This is a genomic window from Nisaea denitrificans DSM 18348, from assembly GCF_000426505.1.
GTDB classification, from domain to species: Bacteria; Pseudomonadota; Alphaproteobacteria; order Thalassobaculales; family Thalassobaculaceae; genus Nisaea; species Nisaea denitrificans.
The window spans coordinates 21,256-41,709 of sequence record NZ_AUFM01000022.1; the positions used below are offsets into that span (position 1 = coordinate 21,256).

Annotated in this window: 18 protein-coding genes; 7 read left to right on the top strand and 11 right to left on the bottom strand. The window is 61.5% G+C overall.

Features of this window, described 5'->3' with window-relative positions:
• Positions 1 to 14: 14 nt before the first annotated feature.
• The gene (locus K328_RS24495; RefSeq protein WP_051285008.1) at positions 15 to 1,754 is read right to left on the bottom strand and encodes an FAD-dependent oxidoreductase; all 1,740 of its coding nucleotides are present in this window, start codon (positions 1,752 to 1,754) and stop codon (positions 15 to 17) included.
• A 185-nt stretch (positions 1,755 to 1,939) separates the two neighbouring features.
• Here K328_RS24495 and K328_RS24500 point away from each other — a divergent pair, with 185 nt between their 5' ends.
• Genes K328_RS24500 through K328_RS0116570 form a run of 5 tightly spaced genes read left to right on the top strand, consistent with a single transcriptional unit; the run spans position 1,940 to position 5,631 of the window.
• On the top strand, positions 1,940 to 2,788 hold the full coding sequence (locus K328_RS24500) for an IclR family transcriptional regulator (protein ID WP_084608360.1): 849 nt from the start codon (positions 1,940 to 1,942) through the stop codon (positions 2,786 to 2,788).
• Positions 2,785 to 3,591 (top strand): sugar phosphate isomerase/epimerase family protein, encoded by an 807-nt coding sequence (locus K328_RS0116555; protein ID WP_028466925.1) that lies wholly within the window; start codon positions 2,785 to 2,787, stop codon positions 3,589 to 3,591. The genes K328_RS24500 and K328_RS0116555 overlap by 4 nt, the downstream gene beginning before the upstream one ends.
• 41 nt (positions 3,592 to 3,632) lie before the next feature.
• On the top strand, positions 3,633 to 4,343 hold the full coding sequence (locus tag K328_RS25960; RefSeq protein ID WP_051285009.1) for a hypothetical protein: 711 nt from the start codon (positions 3,633 to 3,635) through the stop codon (positions 4,341 to 4,343).
• Positions 4,340 to 5,239 carry an NAD-dependent epimerase/dehydratase family protein gene (locus K328_RS0116565; protein WP_028466926.1) on the top strand — a complete coding sequence of 300 codons (900 nt, stop codon included), beginning with the start codon at positions 4,340 to 4,342 and terminating at the stop codon, positions 5,237 to 5,239. Before K328_RS25960 ends, K328_RS0116565 begins: the two co-directional genes overlap by 4 nt.
• Positions 5,240 to 5,244: 5 nt before the next feature.
• Positions 5,245 to 5,631: a nuclear transport factor 2 family protein gene (locus tag K328_RS0116570; protein ID WP_028466927.1), complete on the top strand. Its 387-nt coding sequence runs from the start codon at positions 5,245 to 5,247 to the stop codon at positions 5,629 to 5,631.
• On the opposite strand, the gene K328_RS24510 is transcribed toward K328_RS0116570, so the two are convergent.
• From K328_RS24510 to K328_RS0116615, 8 genes are all read right to left on the bottom strand, one after another.
• Positions 5,628 to 6,242 carry a flavin reductase family protein gene (locus K328_RS24510; protein WP_051285010.1) on the bottom strand — a complete coding sequence of 205 codons (615 nt, stop codon included), beginning with the start codon at positions 6,240 to 6,242 and terminating at the stop codon, positions 5,628 to 5,630. The two genes, K328_RS0116570 and K328_RS24510, sit on opposite strands and share 4 nt — an antisense overlap.
• Before the next feature lie 120 nt (positions 6,243 to 6,362).
• Complete coding sequence (locus tag K328_RS0116580; protein WP_051285011.1) at positions 6,363 to 7,910, bottom strand: alanine/glycine:cation symporter family protein; 1,548 nt, start codon at positions 7,908 to 7,910, stop codon at positions 6,363 to 6,365.
• A 15-nt stretch (positions 7,911 to 7,925) separates the two neighbouring features.
• On the bottom strand, positions 7,926 to 8,357 hold the full coding sequence (locus tag K328_RS0116585; protein WP_028466929.1) for a universal stress protein: 432 nt from the start codon (positions 8,355 to 8,357) through the stop codon (positions 7,926 to 7,928).
• 235 nt (positions 8,358 to 8,592) lie between these two features.
• A complete protein-coding gene (gene fumC, locus K328_RS0116590) occupies positions 8,593 to 9,996 on the bottom strand; it encodes a class II fumarate hydratase (protein ID WP_028466930.1) in 1,404 nt (467 codons plus the stop codon).
• Between the two features lie 226 nt (positions 9,997 to 10,222).
• Positions 10,223 to 10,933 carry an SDR family NAD(P)-dependent oxidoreductase gene (locus tag K328_RS0116600; RefSeq protein WP_028466931.1) on the bottom strand — a complete coding sequence of 237 codons (711 nt, stop codon included), beginning with the start codon at positions 10,931 to 10,933 and terminating at the stop codon, positions 10,223 to 10,225.
• A 7-nt stretch (positions 10,934 to 10,940) separates the two neighbouring features.
• Positions 10,941 to 11,333, bottom strand: a complete 393-nt coding sequence (locus K328_RS0116605) for a thiol-disulfide oxidoreductase DCC family protein (RefSeq protein ID WP_028466932.1) — start codon at positions 11,331 to 11,333, stop codon at positions 10,941 to 10,943.
• Between the two features lie 153 nt (positions 11,334 to 11,486).
• Complete coding sequence (locus K328_RS0116610; RefSeq protein WP_036554741.1) at positions 11,487 to 12,755, bottom strand: MFS transporter; 1,269 nt, start codon at positions 12,753 to 12,755, stop codon at positions 11,487 to 11,489.
• 197 nt (positions 12,756 to 12,952) lie between these two features.
• On the bottom strand, positions 12,953 to 13,642 hold the full coding sequence (locus K328_RS0116615; protein WP_028466934.1) for a hypothetical protein: 690 nt from the start codon (positions 13,640 to 13,642) through the stop codon (positions 12,953 to 12,955).
• A gap of 406 nt (positions 13,643 to 14,048) precedes the next feature.
• Between K328_RS0116615 and K328_RS24515 the strand changes: the two genes are divergently transcribed.
• Both K328_RS24515 and K328_RS0116625 read left to right on the top strand, forming a co-directional pair.
• A complete protein-coding gene (locus tag K328_RS24515) occupies positions 14,049 to 15,248 on the top strand; it encodes a CaiB/BaiF CoA transferase family protein (RefSeq protein WP_036554742.1) in 1,200 nt (399 codons plus the stop codon).
• 147 nt (positions 15,249 to 15,395) lie between these two features.
• Positions 15,396 to 17,687 carry an arginine/lysine/ornithine decarboxylase gene (locus tag K328_RS0116625; protein WP_028466935.1) on the top strand — a complete coding sequence of 764 codons (2,292 nt, stop codon included), beginning with the start codon at positions 15,396 to 15,398 and terminating at the stop codon, positions 17,685 to 17,687.
• Between the two features lie 77 nt (positions 17,688 to 17,764).
• On the opposite strand, the gene K328_RS0116630 is transcribed toward K328_RS0116625, so the two are convergent.
• Positions 17,765 to 19,075, bottom strand: a complete 1,311-nt coding sequence (locus tag K328_RS0116630) for an NAD(P)/FAD-dependent oxidoreductase (protein ID WP_028466936.1) — start codon at positions 19,073 to 19,075, stop codon at positions 17,765 to 17,767.
• Positions 19,075 to 20,424, bottom strand: coding sequence for a glutamine synthetase family protein (locus K328_RS0116635; protein ID WP_028466937.1), 1,350 nt, complete (start codon positions 20,422 to 20,424; stop codon positions 19,075 to 19,077). Before K328_RS0116635 ends, K328_RS0116630 begins: the two co-directional genes overlap by 1 nt.
• Between the last annotated feature and the right edge of the window lie 30 nt (positions 20,425 to 20,454).

Genomic DNA, 20,454 nt, shown 5'->3' on the forward strand with positions numbered 1-20,454 from the left:
CGTTTTCCGAGAATTTATGAATTCCCCGAATGGGCGCGCCGCGCCGCATGCCGCCCGGCAACATAGGCAAAGGCGATTGCCGGTCCCAGATTGATGCCCGGAGCCGGGTAGACGCCTCCCATGACCGACTGCATGTCGTTGCCGCAGGCATAAAGCCCGGGCATCGGCTGGCCGTCCGCATCGACCAGCCGCGCCTCGGTATCCGTCAGCAAACCGGTGGCCGCGCCGATATCCCCCGGCCAGAGCCGGATGGCGTAGTAGGGCGGCGTCCTGACCGGGCCGAGCGTCGGGTTCGGGCCATGGGACGGATCGCCGTTGGCGCGCTCATAGACGGTTGTTCCCCGGCTGAAATCGAGGTCAATGCCGGTTTCGGCAAAGCTGTTCATGCGTGCGGCAGTGTCCGCCAGACCACCCGGATCGATGCCGAGTTTACCAGCAAGGTCTGCCAGCGTTTCCGCCTGCACCAGATATCCATCTTCCAGAAAAGGCCGAAGGCCCCGCCCGCCTGGCCGCACCATGCCGAGCCCGTACTTCCGTAGCCCTTCAGCGTCGGTGATCTCGAAGGCAGGGATGGTGGAGCCATCCCGGCTCGCAGCGTACATGGCCGCCACGAACTCATGATATGAGCGGCTTTCGTTGACGAAGCGCCGTCCATCCCTGCCGACCGAGAAAATGCCGGGCTTGGATCGGTCGAGCACGAAGTGTGGGAACACCGCCATGCTGCCGTCCTTGCGCTGGCGGCGCGACACCGGCGCCCAGAATACCGGCTGCTCCGCACCCTCCCCATAGCGGGCACCGAGCCTGAGCACGATATCATGCAGCGCGCCGGTATTGCCGGGGGCCGCCGGGCTGAATTCCGGCTGCGGTTCGGGCAGCATCTCCCGGCGCCGCTCCGGGTGACGGGCGAAGCCGCCGGATGCGAGGATCACCCCTCCCCGCGCCCGCAGCCTGAGATCCCCGCCTTTGGTGCGAGCCAGAGCACTTGTGCCTTCCGGACCGACCGAAATATCGAGAATTTCGGTCTCCGTCATCAGTGTGACCCCGAGATCCCGCAGGGTTTTCAGCAACCGGCCAGTCAGCGCATTTCCCATCACCAGCCGCCCCCCGCGCCCGTGGCGCAGACGGTCGACGGCATAGCCCGCAATCAGACGGGCACCATGGGCCAGCGATTTCAGCGATCGCGTCATCTTCAGCAGATGGCCGATATCGTCCCGGTCGACCATCATCCCGTTCAGGATGGTGAACTCCGGGATCGGGGGCCGCAGCAGGCCGAGCGCCTTTCCAAGTGTCCCGCCGTCGAACGGCAGCGCCTCAAGCGCCCGCCCGCCCGCGGCGGAACCTTCCAGCTCGAAGAGATAATCAGGATGGAACGGGCGAGCCCGAAATTGCACTGCCGTATTTTCTTCCAGGTGCCGTACCGCTTCCGGACCAGCGCGCAGGAAGGTTTCCCGCATCGCTTTCGGTGCCCGGTTGCCCACGGCGGCATCGAGGAACGCGGCCGCCCTCTCCGGGCTGTCCCCCGCGCCGACCTCTCCGGCATGCCGCGTGTTCGGAATCCAGACCGTCCCGGCGGACAGCGCCGAGGTGCCGCCGACGAACGCCGAACGCTCGACCAGAAGCGTTCTTGCCCCGTCGAGCGCGGCGAAAACCGCAGCGGCCATCCCGGCCGCCCCACCACCAAGCACAATCACATCCCAGTCATCGGGTGCCTGTTCAGATTTTGCGGATATGGAGGCGATTTTGGGATCGGACATTGAGCGCACTCTTGCTGCCGGATTGTGTCGGACAAGCCGATCATAGAGGCTCCCAATCCGAAACATGATTCAAAATTAGAATCTCTTTCCACTTTCTGATTTCACCGATGTAACCTGCGGGCTGACAAAGACGGCGGGACCGCCTGCCCGGATACCGGAGTCACGGCAATGAACGGAGTTGAGCAGTGAGCAGCGCCCTCGAACGCGGCCTTCGCATTCTCGAGCTGATGGTCGGCCACCCGGGTGGCATGCCGGTAAGCGGCATCGCTTCCGCGCTCGACATGCCGGTTTCCGGCGTGCATCGGCAGCTGAAAGAGCTGGCCCGGCTCGGCTATGTCCGGCAGGCGCGTGAGCAGGGCGATTATCTGCTCAGCGTGAAGCTCTCTGCCCTCGGCCTCGGCTTTCTCGGCCGGTCCGGGGTGACAGACATCGCACAGCCCATTCTCGACCGGCTGGCGGCGGCAAGTACCGAATTGATCCGGCTCTCCGTCATCGACGGGAACAGGCTGGTCTGGGTCGCCGTCGCACAGGGGGCAACAGGCGGTCTGCGCTACGACCCGGGGCGCGAGCAGGGCGTATCGCTGCATCTCGCCAGCACGGCGGGCGGGCAGGCATGGCTCGCCAGTATGAGCGATGAGAACGCGATTGCGCTGATCAGCCGGCAGGGCCTGACACCGACCGAATACGAGCCGGGACCCGGCGCCCCGACAAGCCTGACGGCATTGCTCGCCGCCCTGAGCGAAGCCCGTGCGAACGGTTACGCCCTGACCGTCAACAGCTACATGATCGGCATGGCGGCGATGGCGGTGCCGGTCCGGTTCGGAAACGGCGGCCCCGTGGTCGGTTGCCTGTCAATCGCAGGGCCATCAGTCCGGCTAGACGAGGCACGTGTCACCAGCCTGGCGCCGGTATTGGCCGAGGCTGCCGCCGAGCTTTCGACTGCGGCCGATGCCTCGCAATTCTTTAGCCGGCTGGGCCGGGGTTATTTCGAGGCACCAGAGCACCCTCAGACAAAAACAGCGAGATCGCAATGACACGCGCCTATTCCCTCGCCTACCTGACCGGCAATGGCGTCGATCCGGTGACTGCAGTCGGCATCGCCGCCGAGCACGGCTACGACATGGTGAGCTTCCGGCTGCTGCCGGCCGGCCCCGGCGACAGCCTCTTTCCGCTGCTCACGGACGATGCTCTGCTGCGCGAGTTGAAGGCGGCACTCCGCGACACAGGGATCACCATGGCCGACGCGGAAATGATCCGCCTGAATGCCGAAACGAAAATCGAGGACTTCACACCGTTTCTCGACCGGATCGCCGAGCTTGGCGCGCGGCATGTGCTGGTCGCGGTCGACGATCCAGATCCCGTTCGCAGCCAGGATAGCTACACCGCCCTTTGCGCCCGGCTCGGCACCTACCGCCTCACGGCGGATCTCGAATTCATGCCCTGGACCGGGGTGAAGGATCTGGCCCATGCAAGACGCATGGTCGAGGCAGCCGATCATCCATCCGCAGCCGTCCTGTTCGACAGCCTGCATTTCGACCGCTGCGGCTCAACCCTGGAAGAGCTCGCCGCCCTGCCGCCGGACCTGATGAACTATGTGCAGATCTGCGACGGACCGGTGCCTTATGACCCGTCAGACGCGGAACTGATAAGGGTTGCCCGGACGGCACGACTTATCCCCGGAGACGGCGGCATCGATCTCGCCTCCATCGCCGCGCTTGTCCCGAAGCACATGACCGTCAGCGTCGAGGTTCCGAACCATGCTCTGGCCGAAACCATCGGTGCCTCAGAGATCGCCCGGCGTGCATTGCAGGCAACGAAGATCCTGCTCGGCGACTGAAGGCAGAGACAACCAGCAAGAAACCAAGGGAGTGAAACGACATGGCTTTGACCGGCAGCGCCTTTCTGGCGCTTTGGCACGATATCGACCCGCCATCCCAGACCGAATACATGGAATGGCATACCCGTGAGCATATGCCCGAGCGGCTGTCGATCCCGGGCTTCACAATCGGCAAACGGCTGATCAATCACGATGTTCCGCGCTACCGCTACGGCACGGTCTATGCCGGAGACAGCGTCGAGGTGTTTCGTTCGCCCGCCTATCTCGAACGGCTTAACAATCCGACCGACTGGTCCAACAAGGTGCAGCCAACCTTCCGCAATTTCCTGCGCGTCGCCTGCGACAGGGTTGCCTCGGCCGGTGTGGGTGAAGGCGGTGCGATGGCCACCATCCGTCTCGATTTCGCAGCGGGGGCCGGACCGGACGGCGTGCGTGCCGGGTCCCAGTCCCTCGCCGACATCCTGCTCAAGGTCACCGGCGCCTGCGGCGTTCATATCGGTCTCGCCCGCACTGAAGTCTCCGGTGTGAAGACCAGGGAGACCGAGCTCCGGCCCGGCATGGCGGAGAAGGAATTCGACGTCGTCGTCCTGATCGAGGGCAGTGGCGCGCCTGAACTGGAGGCCTCCGTCCCTGAGTTCCAGGCAGTCATCGCCGAGAGCAGTATCGGCGTCAGCAACCCGCAAACGATCGTCTACAACCTCGCCTATCAGCTCACTGCCGCAGATATGGCTGGCACGGAGGGCGCGCGATGAAGGTCCTGATCACGGGTGGCGGCGGTTTCCTCGGCGCATGGCTCATCAAGCGACTGAATGCGCGCGGTATCGAAGCCCGGGTGTTCGACCGCAAGGAAGACCGCTCCATCCTGCGGGAGATCATCGGCGAGGTGGCCGATGGCATCGACTGGGTGACCGGCGACATTACCGACACGGACCGGGTCCGCGACGCGGCGCGCGACTGCGGCTTCGCCGTCCATCTCGCCGCCCTGCTGACCCCGGATTGCGCCGCTAATCCGGTGCTCGGCGCGCAGGTGAACCTGATCGGCACACTCAATGTCTTCGAGGCAGCGAAAGCGGAAGGCATGCGCGGCATCGCCTATGCCAGCAGCGCCTCCGCACTGGCGCCGGATGACGCCGCGGATCTGAGCCCGGTTACCCATTACGGTGCCTACAAGCTTGCTTGCGAAGGCTGCGCCCGGGCCTACTGGATAGAATCCGGCATTTCCAGCATCGGTTTCCGCCCGGCCATCGTCTACGGCCCGGCCCGGGAAACAGGCATCTCCGCCGGTCCTTCGGTGGCCTGCCGCGAGGCAGTGGCGGGACGGCCCTACACGATCGGCTATTCCGGCGCAGCGGATCTGATCTTCGTGGACGATGTGGCGGCGCTCTGCGAAGCGGCGGCCCTGAAGCCTTTCGAGGGCGCCCATGTCATCACTCTGTCCGGCGAGATGGTGGATGTCAGCGCCATCGCCGAGGCCATCCAGGATCAGGTGCCGGGCGCCCGGATCAACTGGGACGGCCCTCTCCTGCCGATCCCGGCGCACATGGAGCGGACCCCGACCGAGGATCTGCTGGGGCCACTGCCACGCACATCCCTGAAGGACGGTATCGCGCAGACCATCGCGCACTACCGTCCCGGCCGGAACGCGTGAGCACCATGACGCGCGACGCGCTGATTGCCTTGGTTCAGAGCTACTTTTCCGGCGTGGACGGAGAGGACCTGGACCAGGTGCTTGCGACCCTGACGGAGGACTGCCGCTTTTCCGTCGAAACCCACGATGTCGCGCTCAACGGTCATGCCGAAATCGGCGGGATGATGACGCAGCTATGGAGCCGTCACAAAGCCGTTCTTCATGACAACTTCCAATTTGTCTGTGACCCGGAGAACGGTGCGATCGCGGCACGTTTCCGGGTCGTCAACACGCTGCATGACGGCACACAGGTCCATAAATCGAACTGCAACTTCTTCACCCTGAAGAACGGAAAGTTCGATACGGTCGCCGTCTACATGGCCGGCGAGAACACCCTGGAACGCAAGCCCTAGCGGCCGTCCGGGCGCTTCATCTCGAAGGTATCCCGGCTGGTCGCATAGAGGTTCGCGCCCAGCCGCCCGATTGTATCCAGTCCGATTTGGTCGATATGGAGCTTCTCCTCGTCGAGCACCAGCGCATCGCGGACGGAGATGCTCTGCACCTCACCGACAACGATCTCGCGCCGGTTGCCCAACTCAAGCGTCGTGTGCCGTGTGCATTCCAGAGCGACCGGCGCCTCGGCAATGCGGGGCGGTTTGATGGTCTGGGACGGCTCCACCGTGAACCCGGCGAGCGGAATCTCGGACTCGCCATGCGGCAGGGGCGTCGAGCAGGCGTTCATCTTCTCCGCCATGGCCCGGTCAACGATATTGACCACAAACTCCCGGCTATCGCGGATGTTCCGCGAAGTGTCCTTCGGGGAACCGTCCGGCCGCGCTTCCAGCCCGAGAACGACCATGCAGGGATCAAAGGCGATGGCATTGAAGAAAGAGAACGGCGCGGCATTGACGACCCCGGCCTCATCAATCGTGGTCACCAGCGCGATGGGACGCGGGGTCACCACGTTGCGCAGCAGTTTATAGGCATCCGTCGCCGAGAGATCGGCCAGATTGAAGGTCTTCATTTACGGGTTCCGTTTCGTGACGGGAGATGTCGGTCGCTTCACAAGGAAGCTTATAAAAAAGGAGGCACCCTTTCGAGTGCCTCCTCAATCAATGGCGTCACGAGACGATGTAAGCGCCGTCTATTTTTTGAACTTCCGGATCTCACCTGACTTCAGACGCTCGATATAAGACGTCATCTCGTTCTTCACGATGCCCATCAGGAAATAGAGACCGATGATGTTGACCACCGCCATGGCGAAGATGGCCGCGTCAGAGAAGTCGATCACCGGGCCGAGATTGGCAGCCGCGCCGATCACCACGAAGACGCAGAAGATCAGCTTGAACACGAGCTCCGCCGTCTTCCCTTCGCCGAACAGATAGGTCCAGCTTTTCAGTCCGTAATAGGACCAGGAAATCATGGTCGAGAACGCAAACAGGATGACCGCGATTGCCAGAACGTACGGGAACCAGCTCACCGCAGAGCCGAAGGCGGCGGACGTCAGGGCAACGCCCGTATTTCCGTCCACTGTCGCGATGTGGTTGCCGTTGAGCATGTAGTTCCCCGTTGCCGGGTCAGAGATCAGCTGGCCGGAGATCGTGATCACCAGGGCCGTCATCGTGCAGATCACCACCGTATCGATGAACGGCTCCAGCAGGGAGACGAAGCCTTCGGTAATCGGCTCTTTCGTCCGCACCGCGGAGTGCGCGATAGCGGCCGAGCCGACGCCGGCCTCGTTCGAGAAAGCGGCGCGCTTGAAGCCCTGGATCAGAGCCCCGACAAAACCGCCAGCAATCCCGAGACCGGTGAAAGCACCCTCGAAGATCTGGCCAAATGCCCAGCCGATATTGTCGTAATTCACCGCCAGAATGATCACCGCCGCCGCGACATAGAGAATGCCCATGAACGGCACGACTTTCTCGGTCACACGGGCGATCGATTTCACACCGCCGACGATGACGGCGAAGACAACTGCCGCGAAGATCAGACCCGTGATCCAGCCCGGATAGTCACCGAGAATGCCGGAGATCTGGGCATGGGCCTGGTTCGCCTGAAACATGTTCCCGCCACCCAATGCACCAAGAATGCAGAAGATCGCGAACAGAACCGCCAGGATCTTGCCACCGGGGAGTCCCTTTTCGGCAAAGCCCTTGGAGATGTAATACATCGGGCCACCGGAGACGGTGCCGTCCGCATATTCGTTCCGGTATTTCACACCGAGCGTACATTCGGTGAACTTGGAAGCCATCCCCATCAGGCCGGCAAGGATCATCCAGAATGTCGCCCCCGGACCGCCGATCCCGACGGCAACGGCAACACCTGCAATATTTCCGAGACCGACCGTCCCGGACAGTGCGGTGGCCAGAGCCTGGAAGTGGCTAACCTCACCAGCATCGTTCGGATCGGCATAATCGCCTTTCACAAGTTCGATCGAATGCTTGAAGAACCGGAACTGCACGAAGCCGAAATACAGCGTGAAGATCGTCGCGGCGATTACCAGCCACATCACGATCCAGGGAAAGCTGGTCCCCGGGATCGGAGCAAAGATAAGGCTGACAAACGGGCCCGTGATTGTTGCGAAGATCGCATTGACCTTTGCATCCAGGCTTTCAGCTTCCTGCGCGAGAGCCGGAGTGCTGATCACCCCCATGAGCAATGCGAACATTGCCCCAAGATTGAATTTTTTCATTATCGCCCCCCATTTTTAAGCAACGACCGTGACCGGCACGTCGGCATGCATGACCAGATTCGCGGTAGCGCTGCCGAAAATCCGGCTCGCGATGCCCCCTTCGGAGGCCCTTCCCACGATGATCTGATCTGCCTTCTCGTCGCTTGCGACGGCGTTCAATGTATCGGCGACATTGCCGTGGCGGACCATGCCGCGCGCGTTCATACCGGCCTTTTTCAAGCTCTCGAGCGCCGGGGCAACAACCCGTTCCATCGCCAGGGCGATTTCCTCTTCACGTCGTTTGTGACGCTCGGCATTTTCTTCAGGTGTCTGAAAAGAGAAAGGCGACCATTCGATCACGTAGACAATCAGAAGCTCGCAATTTCCCGTAACAGACGCCAGGTTCTGCCCGAACTTTAACGCGCGTTCGCCAGAACCGTGGCCGTCCAGCCCGATAATCAACTTCATTCTGATACCCCCTGTTCGTATACCGGCAGGATAATCTCCTATCGGTTGTTATGATCAGCTTAGGTCAAGCTAGGGAAACGGTCTATCGCCAAAGCGACGCCCTTGTTTCGACAAAAAAAGAAGCAAATAATTAGTGAATTCAGGCTTTTTCGGCCCGATCAACGCCGCCGTTATTCGGCGGCGTTGATTGCATGAAAGACACGCCAAGCGTGCCGAAGAGCCCGGTCAGCTCCGTTTACGAATTACCGGGCTCGTTCCCGACCATGTTTTCCGGTCGCACCCAGGCGTCGTATTCTTCCGCCGTCACCAGACCGAGCCCGGTTGCCGCCTGCTTGAGGCTGGTTCCGTCCACGAAGGCCTTCTTCGCGATCCGGGCCGCCTTGTCGTAACCGATATGCGGGTTAAGAGCCGTCACCAGCATCAGGGACTGTTCCATCAATTGCTGGATACGCTCCTCGTTCGCCTCGATCCCGACAACGCAGTTCTCGGAAAAACTACGAGTGCCATCGGCGAGGAGCGCTACCGACTGCAACAGATTGAAGATCATCACCGGCTTGAAGACGTTCAGCTCGAAATGCCCCGTCGCCCCGGCGACGGTGATGGTTGTGTGATTACCCATCACCTGGGCGCAGACCTGCGTCAGGGACTCGGACTGGGTCGGATTGACCTTGCCCGGCATGATCGACGAGCCCGGCTCGTTCGCGGGCAGTTGCAGCTCGCCAAGTCCGCTGCGGGGACCGCTGCCGAGCATGCGGATATCGTTCGCGATCTTCATGCAGCTCGCGGCGAGAACATTAAGGGTGCCCGACATCTCGACAATGGCGTCATGCGCCGCCAGCGCCTCGAACTTGTTCACCGCGCTGGTGAAGGGCAGACCGGTCAGCTCCCGGACCCTCTCGACGAACGCCTCGGCGAAGCCCGGCGCCGCGTTCAGACCGGTGCCGACCGCAGTGCCGCCCTGGGCAAGCTCCATCAGCCGCGGTAACGCACCGCGCACCCGTTCGATCCCGAGCTCGATCTGCCGGGCATAGCCGGAGAACTCCTGACCCAACGTTACCGGCGTCGCGTCCTGCAGATGGGTCCGGCCGATCTTGACGATCCCCGAGAACGCCTCCGCTTTTGCCCGCAGCGCAGCGTGAAACTCCTGTAGCGCCGGTAGCAGAGCCCTGTCGATCTCGAGCACGCCGGCAATCGACATGGCGGTCGGGAAACTGTCGTTCGAGCTTTGCCCCATATTAACGTGATCGTTCGGATGCACCGGCTGCTTGCTGCCGATAACGCCGCCCATCAGCTCGATGGCCCGGTTCGAGATCACCTCATTGAGGTTCATGTTCGTCTGGGTGCCGGAGCCTGTCTGCCAGACCACCAGCGGAAAATGGTCGTCGAGCGTACCCGCGATCACCTCGTCGGCGGCGACCACCATGGCCCTGCCAAGCTCAGGAGCCAGTTTGCCAAGGTCCATATTGGCCAGCGCCGCGGCCTTCTTCTGAATCGCGAAGGCGCGGATCAGCGCCGATGGCATCCGCTCCCCGCCGATCTTGAAATTCTGCAGAGATCGCTGGGTCTGGGCTCCCCAGTAACGGTCCGCCGGAACGGACATCTCGCCCATCGTGTCGGTTTCAATGCGTGTATCGGTCATGAAAGACTCTCCGAATGCACCCTGTGGGTTCGGTAAATTTTCCGACCAGCCTCACTCCCCGGACCATGGCGTCGCGTCAAACTCTCGCGTCCGGCGAACTCAGGCCCCGTCCGCGTTGAGCCGCGGATCATCTTCACCTGGAATGCCCGCAATGACGCCATTGCGCAAGTGTGCCGCGGTCAAGACGCGCGTCATTGTAGATTATCAACATGTACCTGCCCTGATGTCACCAAGGGACGCAAGCGCCTTGCCAATCGAAAAAACCGCCGGTGTCTTCCGTTTTCAGACGGTCAAGAACAGAGAGCAGATTGGCGGCAGCGGCATCCGGGCTGTGCAGGTCCAGTCCCTGTTTTGCAAAGGGTACGGACAAATGAGTGTCGACCGTTCCCGGATGCAAAGCGACACAAACAGCTTCCGGAGCGCGGCGGGCCAGCTCGACGGACGCTGTCCGGACAAACTGATTGAGCGCCGCTTTCGAGGCACGATAGCCATACCAGCCACCGAGACGATTATCGCCAATGGACCCAACCCTTGCGGATAATGTTGCAAAGACCGTTTTTCCGGTGCGCGGGAGTCTCGGCAGAAAATATTTCATGAGCAGGGCCGGCCCAATCGCATTTACGGCAAAAGCGGTCGCGAGTTTCTGCGGGTCGAGCTCACGCCAGGTTTTCTCGGGCCCTTCGCCGCCCTGATGAAGAAATCCGGTCGCATCGATAACCAGTCGAATCTCCCCATCCGCTGCAGCCGCCTTTGCCGCACGTTCGAGGCTGGCCTCGTCGCCAAGATCAATGGGAAGAGGACTGCGGCGGCTGAAACCGAGAACAGTCTTGAAACGGTCCGTCTCGTTCAAGGCAGAGAACAGCGCCGAGCCAATTCCGCCGGACGCGCCGATCACGACGGCCACCCCACCGGGTGTAAAGGATTCAAACTTGTTCATTACAGATCTAGTCTTTCCGGATCAGGTCTCCGACGCGCTGGAACATCTGTGCGAGCCACGGACGTATCGGCAAGAACAGACGGTAGCCACATTCAAGCAGCGGCGTCAGACCCGGTAGCGATGCAATCCTGGCCCCCCACCTCCATCCCGGCAATTGTCGCCAGACCTCGACGAAGGCGGCGGCGCCTGAGTGTATCTGTCCGTCTTTCGCGATGATGTGGAAACGCTTCATCGCCGTTTCCCTGTCGAGGGCCGGCGGCATTACGGCATTGGAATCGGACACATCCACAAGACATAGCGCCCCCTGCACATCATGCTGCCGGTACATATGGATTTCGGACTGGCAGAGAGGACAGGAGCCGTCAAAGAAGACAACTGTTCGACTTTCTGTGTCCGCCATTTTCCGCCTCGCTCAATAAACTGGTGCTGACCTCGCATGAAGTCTTACGCTGCTGTGCTGGCGACGGATCTTTTTTGCAGCCTGCCGGAGCCGGCCATCAATGGCTCGGGATCGGACCGGCGACAATACAGATCACCAGCCCGTTCACTTACTTCAGACAGTCTCGGCGGCCCGCCGCGCGGGCCCTCTCCTGTCGAGCTGTAGCCAGAGGAAGAAGGCGACCGAAAGATTGAGGAGGTTCCAGGCCACGCCGTTCAGGAAAGCGGCGTCATAGGACAGGGTCAGATCGTAGATTTTTCCCGACATCCAGCCGCCAAGCGCCATGCCGAGCAACGTCGCCGATAGAACAAGCCCCACCCGGGTTCCGGCCTCGGCCGCAGGGAAAAACCGCCGCACGACCAGCGCATAGGTCGGCACGATGCCGCCCTGCGCCAAACCGAACAGGGCGGAAACGGCATAGAGGGAAATCAACCCGGTAAAGGGCAGGAACAGCAGCAGCGACAGGCCCTGCATGACCGAGGACACGATCAGCGTCGGCAAGGCGCCGATCCGGTCGGCAAGCCAGCCGAAGACAAGACGGCTGACTATGCCCGTTGCCAGCATCAGGGAGAGCATTTCCGCACCGCGCGCCGTGCCGTAACCCAGATCGCCGCAATAGGCGACGATATGGACCTGGGGCATCGCCATGGCGACACAGCAGCTGAGGCCGGCGACCAGAAGCAGGCCCTGCACGGCGCGGCCAGACAAGGGACTTTCGGCACTTTCCAGGGCCGGTGCGGTCGGTGGTTGGGCAGGCCTTCCCGGTAGCGGCGCAGGCACAGACGGGCTGCGTTCGCGTAAAGCCGCCGAAAGCGGCAGAAGGGTGCACAGGCAGACGCCCGCGATAATCATGTGCGTGTCGCGCCAGCCCTGCGTGTCGACAAAATACTGCACCACGGGTGGCCAGATCGTGCCGGCGAGATAGCTACCGCTGGCCCCGATCGCCACAGCTATGCCGCGACGGCGCTGGAACCAGTGGGTAACGTCAGAGATCACCGGCCCGAAGCTGGCCGAACTGCCGAGCATGCCGACCAGAAGCCCCTGAAGCAGTACGAACTGCCATAGATTTTCCGCATGGGCGGAGAGAAAATAGCCGAGCGCCAGTGCGATAGCGCCGAAACGCAGCGGCACCACGATGCCGTAGCGATCAGCCAGCCGGCCCATCAGGATGCCGCCAACAGCGAAACCGATCATGGTCGCTGTATAAGGTAGCGAGGCATCCGCCCGCGCCAGTTCGAAGTCTGCTTCGACCGCCGGCAGGATGACCACGACGGACCACAGGCCCACACCGCCGATCATGCTGATCAGCAGCGACATGGAAAGCCGGAACCAGGCGTAGGGACTGTCGACTTCCCGCTCCGCCAGAATGGACGCGATCTTCATGCGATAAACGGCCTAAACTGAATGATGTTTTAGCGCCGCTCGGAAAGGCGGCTCCGGAAGACGGTAACCGAGACGCCGCGAGACGCAAAGCCCGGACAACAGAGCATGGATAGCGCCCCGGGACAGGTCGGCGTGAGGTCAAAGCAGATAACGAGAAATCGGCTCGCTGCTTAACCTCACGGCTGCCGGTTCATGCGCTAGGTTTCATCAGCATAGGCGGTCGACTCATAGCTTTTAGTGCGCTCAAGAGCATCCAGCCAATAACCGGAGCTGATGATCTCAAGTTTTACAGCGTCTTCGCCAACAGGTTCCGCGCGCACGGTCCAGACGACCTCGGCAGCATTGGGAAACGACTTTCCGGACAGTTGATCTCCGTACAGTCGGTGCAGAATGGCGTGGTCGTCCATACCGTCGGCCAGCAACCGCACCAGGAACGTCTCATTGTTGACGTTCTTCAGCAGGTGCTTCGCGCCTGCGCCCACCGCCGTAACCTCAAGCTCCAGACGAACCGCATCGGGCTTCGGGAACGATTTTGGGAGAGCCGCATACAGCAGGCTTCCGGCATTGAAGAACCGTTCATGCAGGGTGGAGTTCGAGTATTCCTCCCAAAGTTTCTCATCTTGCATCTCACCGGCTGCGTTACGCATCTGACCGTCTCGAAGAAGGTCAGCCATGTCGTGCTTGAGCACCTGGTAAGCCGCCTCTTCGGGCTCGAGATCCTGCAGCGAAAGGATGCACATCTCACGCTTCTCGTCGTCGCTCATTCCGGACTGACTACCGTATTCCATGGCATCGAGCAGTGCCTCGAAATCACGTGTCGTCCGCGCCCCTTCTATTTCCAGGATGTTGGAGAAATGAAGCACCTGAACTTTGTATGAATTGACCATTCACGATCAGCTTTCTTCCGCCCAACCACGCAGGTTGGCGCGCAACGATTCCGCCCCGGTCGGCAGAATCGAAATGGGAATTTCCGGATACGATATTTAAAAGGTGATTATCCAAAGGAAGACAAGTCCTGGCGAGGAATATCTCATCATGGGTTTACGTGGACCGGGGCTGACGATCCGGCGCACGATCTCGCGCTTTGACCGATGATCGGCATCGACAAGGAGGGGCAAAGCCAAGCGCATAGATTGTCGGCCTCACGCCCCGTTCTCTCATCGCATAATAGCCGTATAAAAACCGGAACTACTCACCGCACCACATGCATCATAGAGAAAGAGAAACAAACAACCGGGTTCGTTATTCCGGTTGAACAATTGCGAAACGCAAAGAGCTGCAGGGAGCCGGCGCATGAGAGCCTTCAAGGGCATTAGAGTCATCGATTTCAGCCGCGTGCTGTCGGGCCCGGTCGCAACACAGATGCTGGGCCTGCTCGATGCCGACGTCATCAAGATCGAGTCGCCTGGCGACGGGGACCAGTTGCGCGGCGTGCTGACGGATCCCGAAATGGCGGCGAAGCGGATGTCTCCCGCATTCCTCACTGTCAATCTCAACAAACGCAGCATCGCGCTCGACCTCAAATCCGACGTTGGGCGAGCGGCAGCGCTCAAACTGGTCGAGAACGCGGATGTGGTCGTCGAAAACTTCGTTCCGGGCGTCGCCGCCAAGCTCGGCATAGATTACGAGAGCGTGCGCGCGGCCAACCCGAACGTGGTCTATTGCTCGATCAGCGGCTACGGCCAGAGCGGCCCGAAAAGCGCCGAGCGGGCATACGATGTCGCCGTGCAGGCGGATTCAGGCATGATGTCCCTGACCGGGCATCCTGAAACCGGGCCCACCCGTGTCGGCTTCATGCTGATCGATATGACCACCGGCATCTCGGCGGCCTACGCGATCGCTTCCGCACTGTATCGGCGCGCAGTCACCGGCGAGGGCCAGTATCTCGACGTCGCGATGTACGACACGGCACTTCAGATGATGTCCTGCCAGGCGGCGGACTACATGATGCGCGGTAACCTTACGGGCCTGCTCGGCAACGGCTCCCCGATGGCGCAGCCCACTGCTGGCGCCTTCGAGACAAGCAACGGGATCCTGCTTCTGGCGACCCTTACATCGGCGCAACAGGAAGCCTGTTTCCGTGCCCTCGGACTGGAGGGACACTTGCAGGACCCACGCTATGCCACCGAGACCGCGCGGCAGGAAAATTTCGGTACCGGCCGGGATCTGGTCCAGGCCGCCATGAAAGCCCGGACTGCGGAAGAATGGCTCCCGATCCTGAAGAAGCATGGTGTCGCGGTGCAGCAGGTGCGCGGCCTGGAAGCAGCACTCTCGGACCCGCAACTCGCGCACCGGGGCATTCTGGTCAACGCGTCCGGTGAGGGTCTTGACGAGAACACCGACCTGGTCGGCGCCCCGTTTCTGGCCAACGAGGACGGCCCGCTGACAGAGGCCAGCGCGCCGGTCAGGGTCGGCCAGGACAGCCGCGCTATCCTGGAAGAGCTGAACTGCACCCCAGACGAAATCGATGCCATCCTCGCCGGGGTGGAGTGAGCAGGTAAGCGTCGTCCCCGGCCAGACGAGCGGACTGCATGCGCATCAGTGTGCCCGGCGACTCAATCCTCGTTGGCAGGGTGATTGAGCTGGTCTATGGATTATGGATAGGTGCCCCATCACCGATTTCCCCGCTAGGACATGGCCATGAAGTTCCGCTTCCCCATCGTTATCATCGACGAAGATTTTCGCTCTGAGAACTCGTCCGGCCTGGGCATTCGTGCCATCGCGCAAGCCATCGAAGCCGAGGGTTTCGAAGTGCTCGGGGCGACCACTTACGGCGACCTGTCGCAATTCGCCCAGCAGCAGTCGCGGGCCAGCGCCTTCGTCCTGTCCATCGACGATGAGGAATTCACCCCGGGTCCGGATCTCGATCCCGCAGTCCTGAACCTGCGCACCTTCATCGAGGAAGTACGCTGGAAGAATTCCGAGGTGCCGATCTATATCTACGGCGAAACCAAGACCAGCCGGCACATCCCGAACGATATCCTGCGCGAGCTGCATGGCTTCATCCACATGTTCGAGGACACGCCGGAATTCGTGGCGCGCCACATCATTCGCGAGGCCAAAGGCTATCTTGAAAGCATCCAGCCGCCCTTTTTCAAGGCCCTGCTCGATTACGCCGAGGATGGTTCCTATTCATGGCACTGCCCCGGCCACTCGGGCGGCGTTGCCTTCCTGAAAAGCCCGATCGGCCAGATGTACCACCAGTTCTACGGCGAGAACATGTTGCGTGCCGACGTCTGCAACGCTGTGGAGGAACTTGGTCAGCTACTGGATCACAACGGCGCCATCGGCGCCTCCGAGCGCAACGCCGCGCGCATTTTCAACGCCGACCATTGCTACTTCGTGACCAACGGCACCTCGACCTCGAACAAGATGGTCTGGCACCATACTGTGGCGCCGGGCGACGTGGTCGTGGTGGACCGCAACTGCCACAAGTCCATCCTGCATTCGATCATCATGACAGGCGCCATCCCGGTCTTCCTGAAGCCAACACGGAACCATCACGGCATCATCGGCCCGATCCCGCAATCCGAGTTCGAGGTCGAGTCGATCAAGGCCAAGATCCGGGCAAACCCGCTGCTCAAGGGCGTCGATGCCGATGCGGTCAAGCCGCGCATCATGACAATGACGCAATCCACCTACGACGGCGTGCTCTACAACACAGAGACCATCAAGAGCCTGCTCGACGGCTATGTCGACAACCTGCATTTCGACGAAGCCTGGTTGCCGCATGCCTCCTTCCACCCGTTCTACGGCACATACCACTCGATGGGCCGCAAACGGGAGCGAACGAAGCACTCGGTGACCTATGCCACGCAGTCCATCCACAAGCTGTTGGCCGGAATCAGCCAGGCAAGCCACGTGCTGGTGCAGGATTCGCAAGAGGTCAAGCTGGACCGTCACCTCTTCAACGAAGCCTACCTGATGCATACCAGCACCAGCCCGCAATACAGCATCATCGCCAGCTGCGATGTCGCCGCCGCCATGATGGAACCCCCGGCGGGCACCGCACTGGTGGAGGAAAGCATCGCCGAGGCACTCGATTTCCGGCGTGCCATGCGCAAGGTCGACGAGGAATTCGGCGAGGACGACTGGTGGTTCCAGGTCTGGGGCCCTGACGCGCTGGCCGATGAAGGCATCGGTAACACCAAGGACTGGGTGTTGAAGAAGACCGATGCGGATGGTGTCCAGGCTGCCGATGGCGAGGATTCCTGGCACGGATTCGGCGACATGGCGCCGGGTTTCAACATGCTGGACCCGATCAAGGCCACGATCGTCACCCCCGGCCTCAATCTCGACGGCCGCTTCGACGACTGGGGCATTCCCGCCTCCATTGTGACCAAATATCTGGCCGAACATGGCGTTGTGGTGGAGAAAACCGGTCTCTACAGCTTCTTCATCATGTTCACCATTGGCATCACCAAGGGCCGCTGGAACACGCTGCTGACCGCGCTGCAGCAGTTCAAGGACGATTACGCAAAAAACCAGCCAATGTGGCGCACCATGCCCGAGTTCTGCGCCACGCAGAAACGCTACGAGAGCATGGGGCTGCGCGATCTGTGTCAGCACGTTCACGCGCTCTATGCCAAGTATGACGTGGCGATCCTGTCCACCGAAATGTATCTGAGCGACCTGACGCCGGCCATGATCCCCAGCGAGGCATTCTCCCATATCGCCCGCCGCACGACGCAACGCGTGCCGATCGACGCGCTCGAAGGGCGCATCACGACAAGCCTCGTCACGCCTTACCCGCCAGGCATTCCGCTGCTCATTCCCGGTGAGGTTTTCAACGGGAAAATCGTCGAGTATCTGAAGTTCAACCGGGAATTCGCGCGCGAATGTCCGGGTTTCGAAACTGACATCCACGGCCTCGTGCAGGAGGTCGGAGAAGACGGCCAGATGCACTACTTTGCCGATTGCGTGGCCGAATGACCTGCACTGACTGACGCTGCTTGAAAATGAAAAGGCGCGGTTTTCGGACCGCGCCTTTCTCTGTCTAAACCCCCAGCCTAAATCCCCAGCTTGTCCCGCAGCGCGTACCACCACGAGCCCGCCGCCGAATAGGGCACCCGGAACATCCGGCCGCCCGGGAATGGGTACCAAGGCACCTTCTCGAACACGTCAAACCGGGAACGGTCGCCATGGATGGCTTCCGACAGGATTCGGCCGAAAGTGTGGGAGCCGGTGACGCCATGGCCGCTATAGCCATGGGCGAAATAGGTGTTGTTGCCAATCCGGCCCATCTGCGGCACGCGGCTGAAGGAGAGGGCGAAATTTCCGCTCCAGGCGTAGTCGATCTTCACGCCCTTCAGTTGCGGGAACACCTTGTTCATGTTCGGCAGCAGTTTGGCCCTGATATCGTGCGGGTCGGTACCGCCATAGACCGTTCCGCCGCCGAACAGCATGCGCTTGTCGGCGGAGAGGCGGAAATAGTCGAGAATATAGCGCACATCCTCGACACAGACGTCGGTCGGGATCAGCTCGGCCGCGCGCGCCTCACCCAAGGGTTCGGTTGCCATGACCTGGGTCGAGACCGGCATGACCCGTGCCGTCAGCGTGGGCACCACATGGCCGAGATAGGCATTGCCGCACAGTACGAGCGTGTTGCAGGTGATCGAGCCATCCGGCGTCTTCACCACAGGCTTCGCCGCCTCGGTATCGACATGCACGGCAGGCGTCTGCTCGTAGATCACCCCACCCAGTTTCTCAAACGCGGCCGCCTCGCCCAGTGCCAGATTAAGCGGGTGCATATGGCCGCCGGAATGATCGATCACACCGCCCGCATAGACGTCCGAATTGACATGTTTGCGGAGCTGCTCCTTGTCGAGCATTTCCTGATTGTTGATCCCGTAGCCCTGCCAGAGCTTCAGCCGCTCCTCCAGCTCGCGCATATGCGCGCCGGTATAGGCAGTGAAGACGTTGCCATCCTTCAGATCGCACTGGATGTTATAGGTCTTCACCCGCTCGCGGATGATCTCGCCACCTTCCTGCACCAGGCCTGCAACGAAATTGGCGGTATCCGCGCCATAGCGCTTCTTGATGGTCTGCAGGCTGGCGTTCAGACCATTGACGATCTGCCCGCCATTGCGCCCCGAGGCGCCCCAACCGACCCGGGCCGCCTCGATAATCGCGACCTTGTGCCCCTTCTCGGCCAGGTGCAGCGCGGTCGAAAGCCCGCTATAGCCAGCGCCGACGACCAGAATGTCGACCTGAACGTCCCCCTTCAGTGGCGGACGCTCCGGCGACGGGTTGGCGCTGGCCGCATAGTAGCTGCCAGTATGCGCGGTCACGCCCTCGAAAATCATTTCCGGGCGGCTCATCACACGACCTCCAGATAGCTGTCATACTCGAAGTCAGTCACCTGACGGGCGAAGCGTTTCAACTCCTGCAGCTTGCTTTCGACCAGCATGGTCTGCAGCCGTTTCGAGTAGACTTTCCGGATATTGCGGCCGCGCCGGAAGGCCTCGATCGCGGTCGCCCAGTCCAGTGGCAAATGATCGAGCTTCATGCTGTAGGCATCGCCGGTGATCGGCTCCTCCGGCTGCATCTCGCCCTCGATCCCGATGAACGCACCGCCAAGGATGCTGGCCAGCACAAGATAGGGGTTCGTGTCCGCGCCGGCGACCCGGTGCTCGATCCGGCGCGCCTTGGGACTGCCGCCCGGAATGCGGATGGCGGCGGTACGGTTCTCATACCCCCAGGCAACGCTTGTCGGCGCGTGCGCGCCGGGCAGCAACCGGCGATAGGAGTTCTCGTGCGGGGCGAAGACCAACGTGTTTTCCTGCATCGTCGCCAGCAGCCCTGCGACCGCGTTCCGCATCAGCGGCGCACCTTCGTCGGTGCCATTATCGAAAAGGTTCTCGCCCGCCTCGTTCTCGAGCGAGAAATGGACATGCAGACCACTGCCCGCCCGATCTCCGTAGGGCTTCGCCATGAACGTCGCGGCAAGGCCGTGCTTGCGGGCGATACCACGGACCAGACGCTTGAAAAGAACTGCATCATCGGCCGCCTTCAGCGCGTCGGCCACATGCACCATGTTGATCTCGAACTGACCGGCGCCGTTCTCGGATATGGCGGCGTCCGCCGGGATACCCTGCTCGGCGCAGGCATCGTAGACATCGTCCAGAAACTCATCGAAATGCTCAAGCTCGTCCAGCGACAATGCGCCGTCGGAATCCAACCGCTTGTCGGTGATCGGCGAGCGTGGCGGCTCCGGCTGCGTGCCGCTTGGATCGTAGAGATAGAATTCCATCTCGGTCGCGACCACCGGGGTCAAGCCCCGCTCCTCGTACCGGGCCACGACCTCGGCCAATGCCCGGCGCGGGTCGCCCAGGAAAGGTTTTCCGTCCTCCTCACGCATCCACAACATGGCCAGCGCGGAGGGTCTGTTGGTCCAGTTGATCAGAACGATCGGGCGTCCGGTGAAATCGCAGATCCCGTCGGAATCTCCGGTTTCGAAAACAAGCTCGCTGCCTTCGATATCCTCTCCCCAGACATCGACGCTGAGGGTGGAAAGCGGCATGCGCAGACCACCCCCGAGGATTTTCACCGCCTGTTCAATCGGCAGGCGCTTGCCGCGCATGGTACCATTCAGGTCACAGACACAGGCGAAGACGGCTTCAATTTCGGGATTTTCCAGCAGCAAGCTGTTCAGATTGTCGACAGACACTCTTGGCCTCGTTCGGACACATGAAGATCA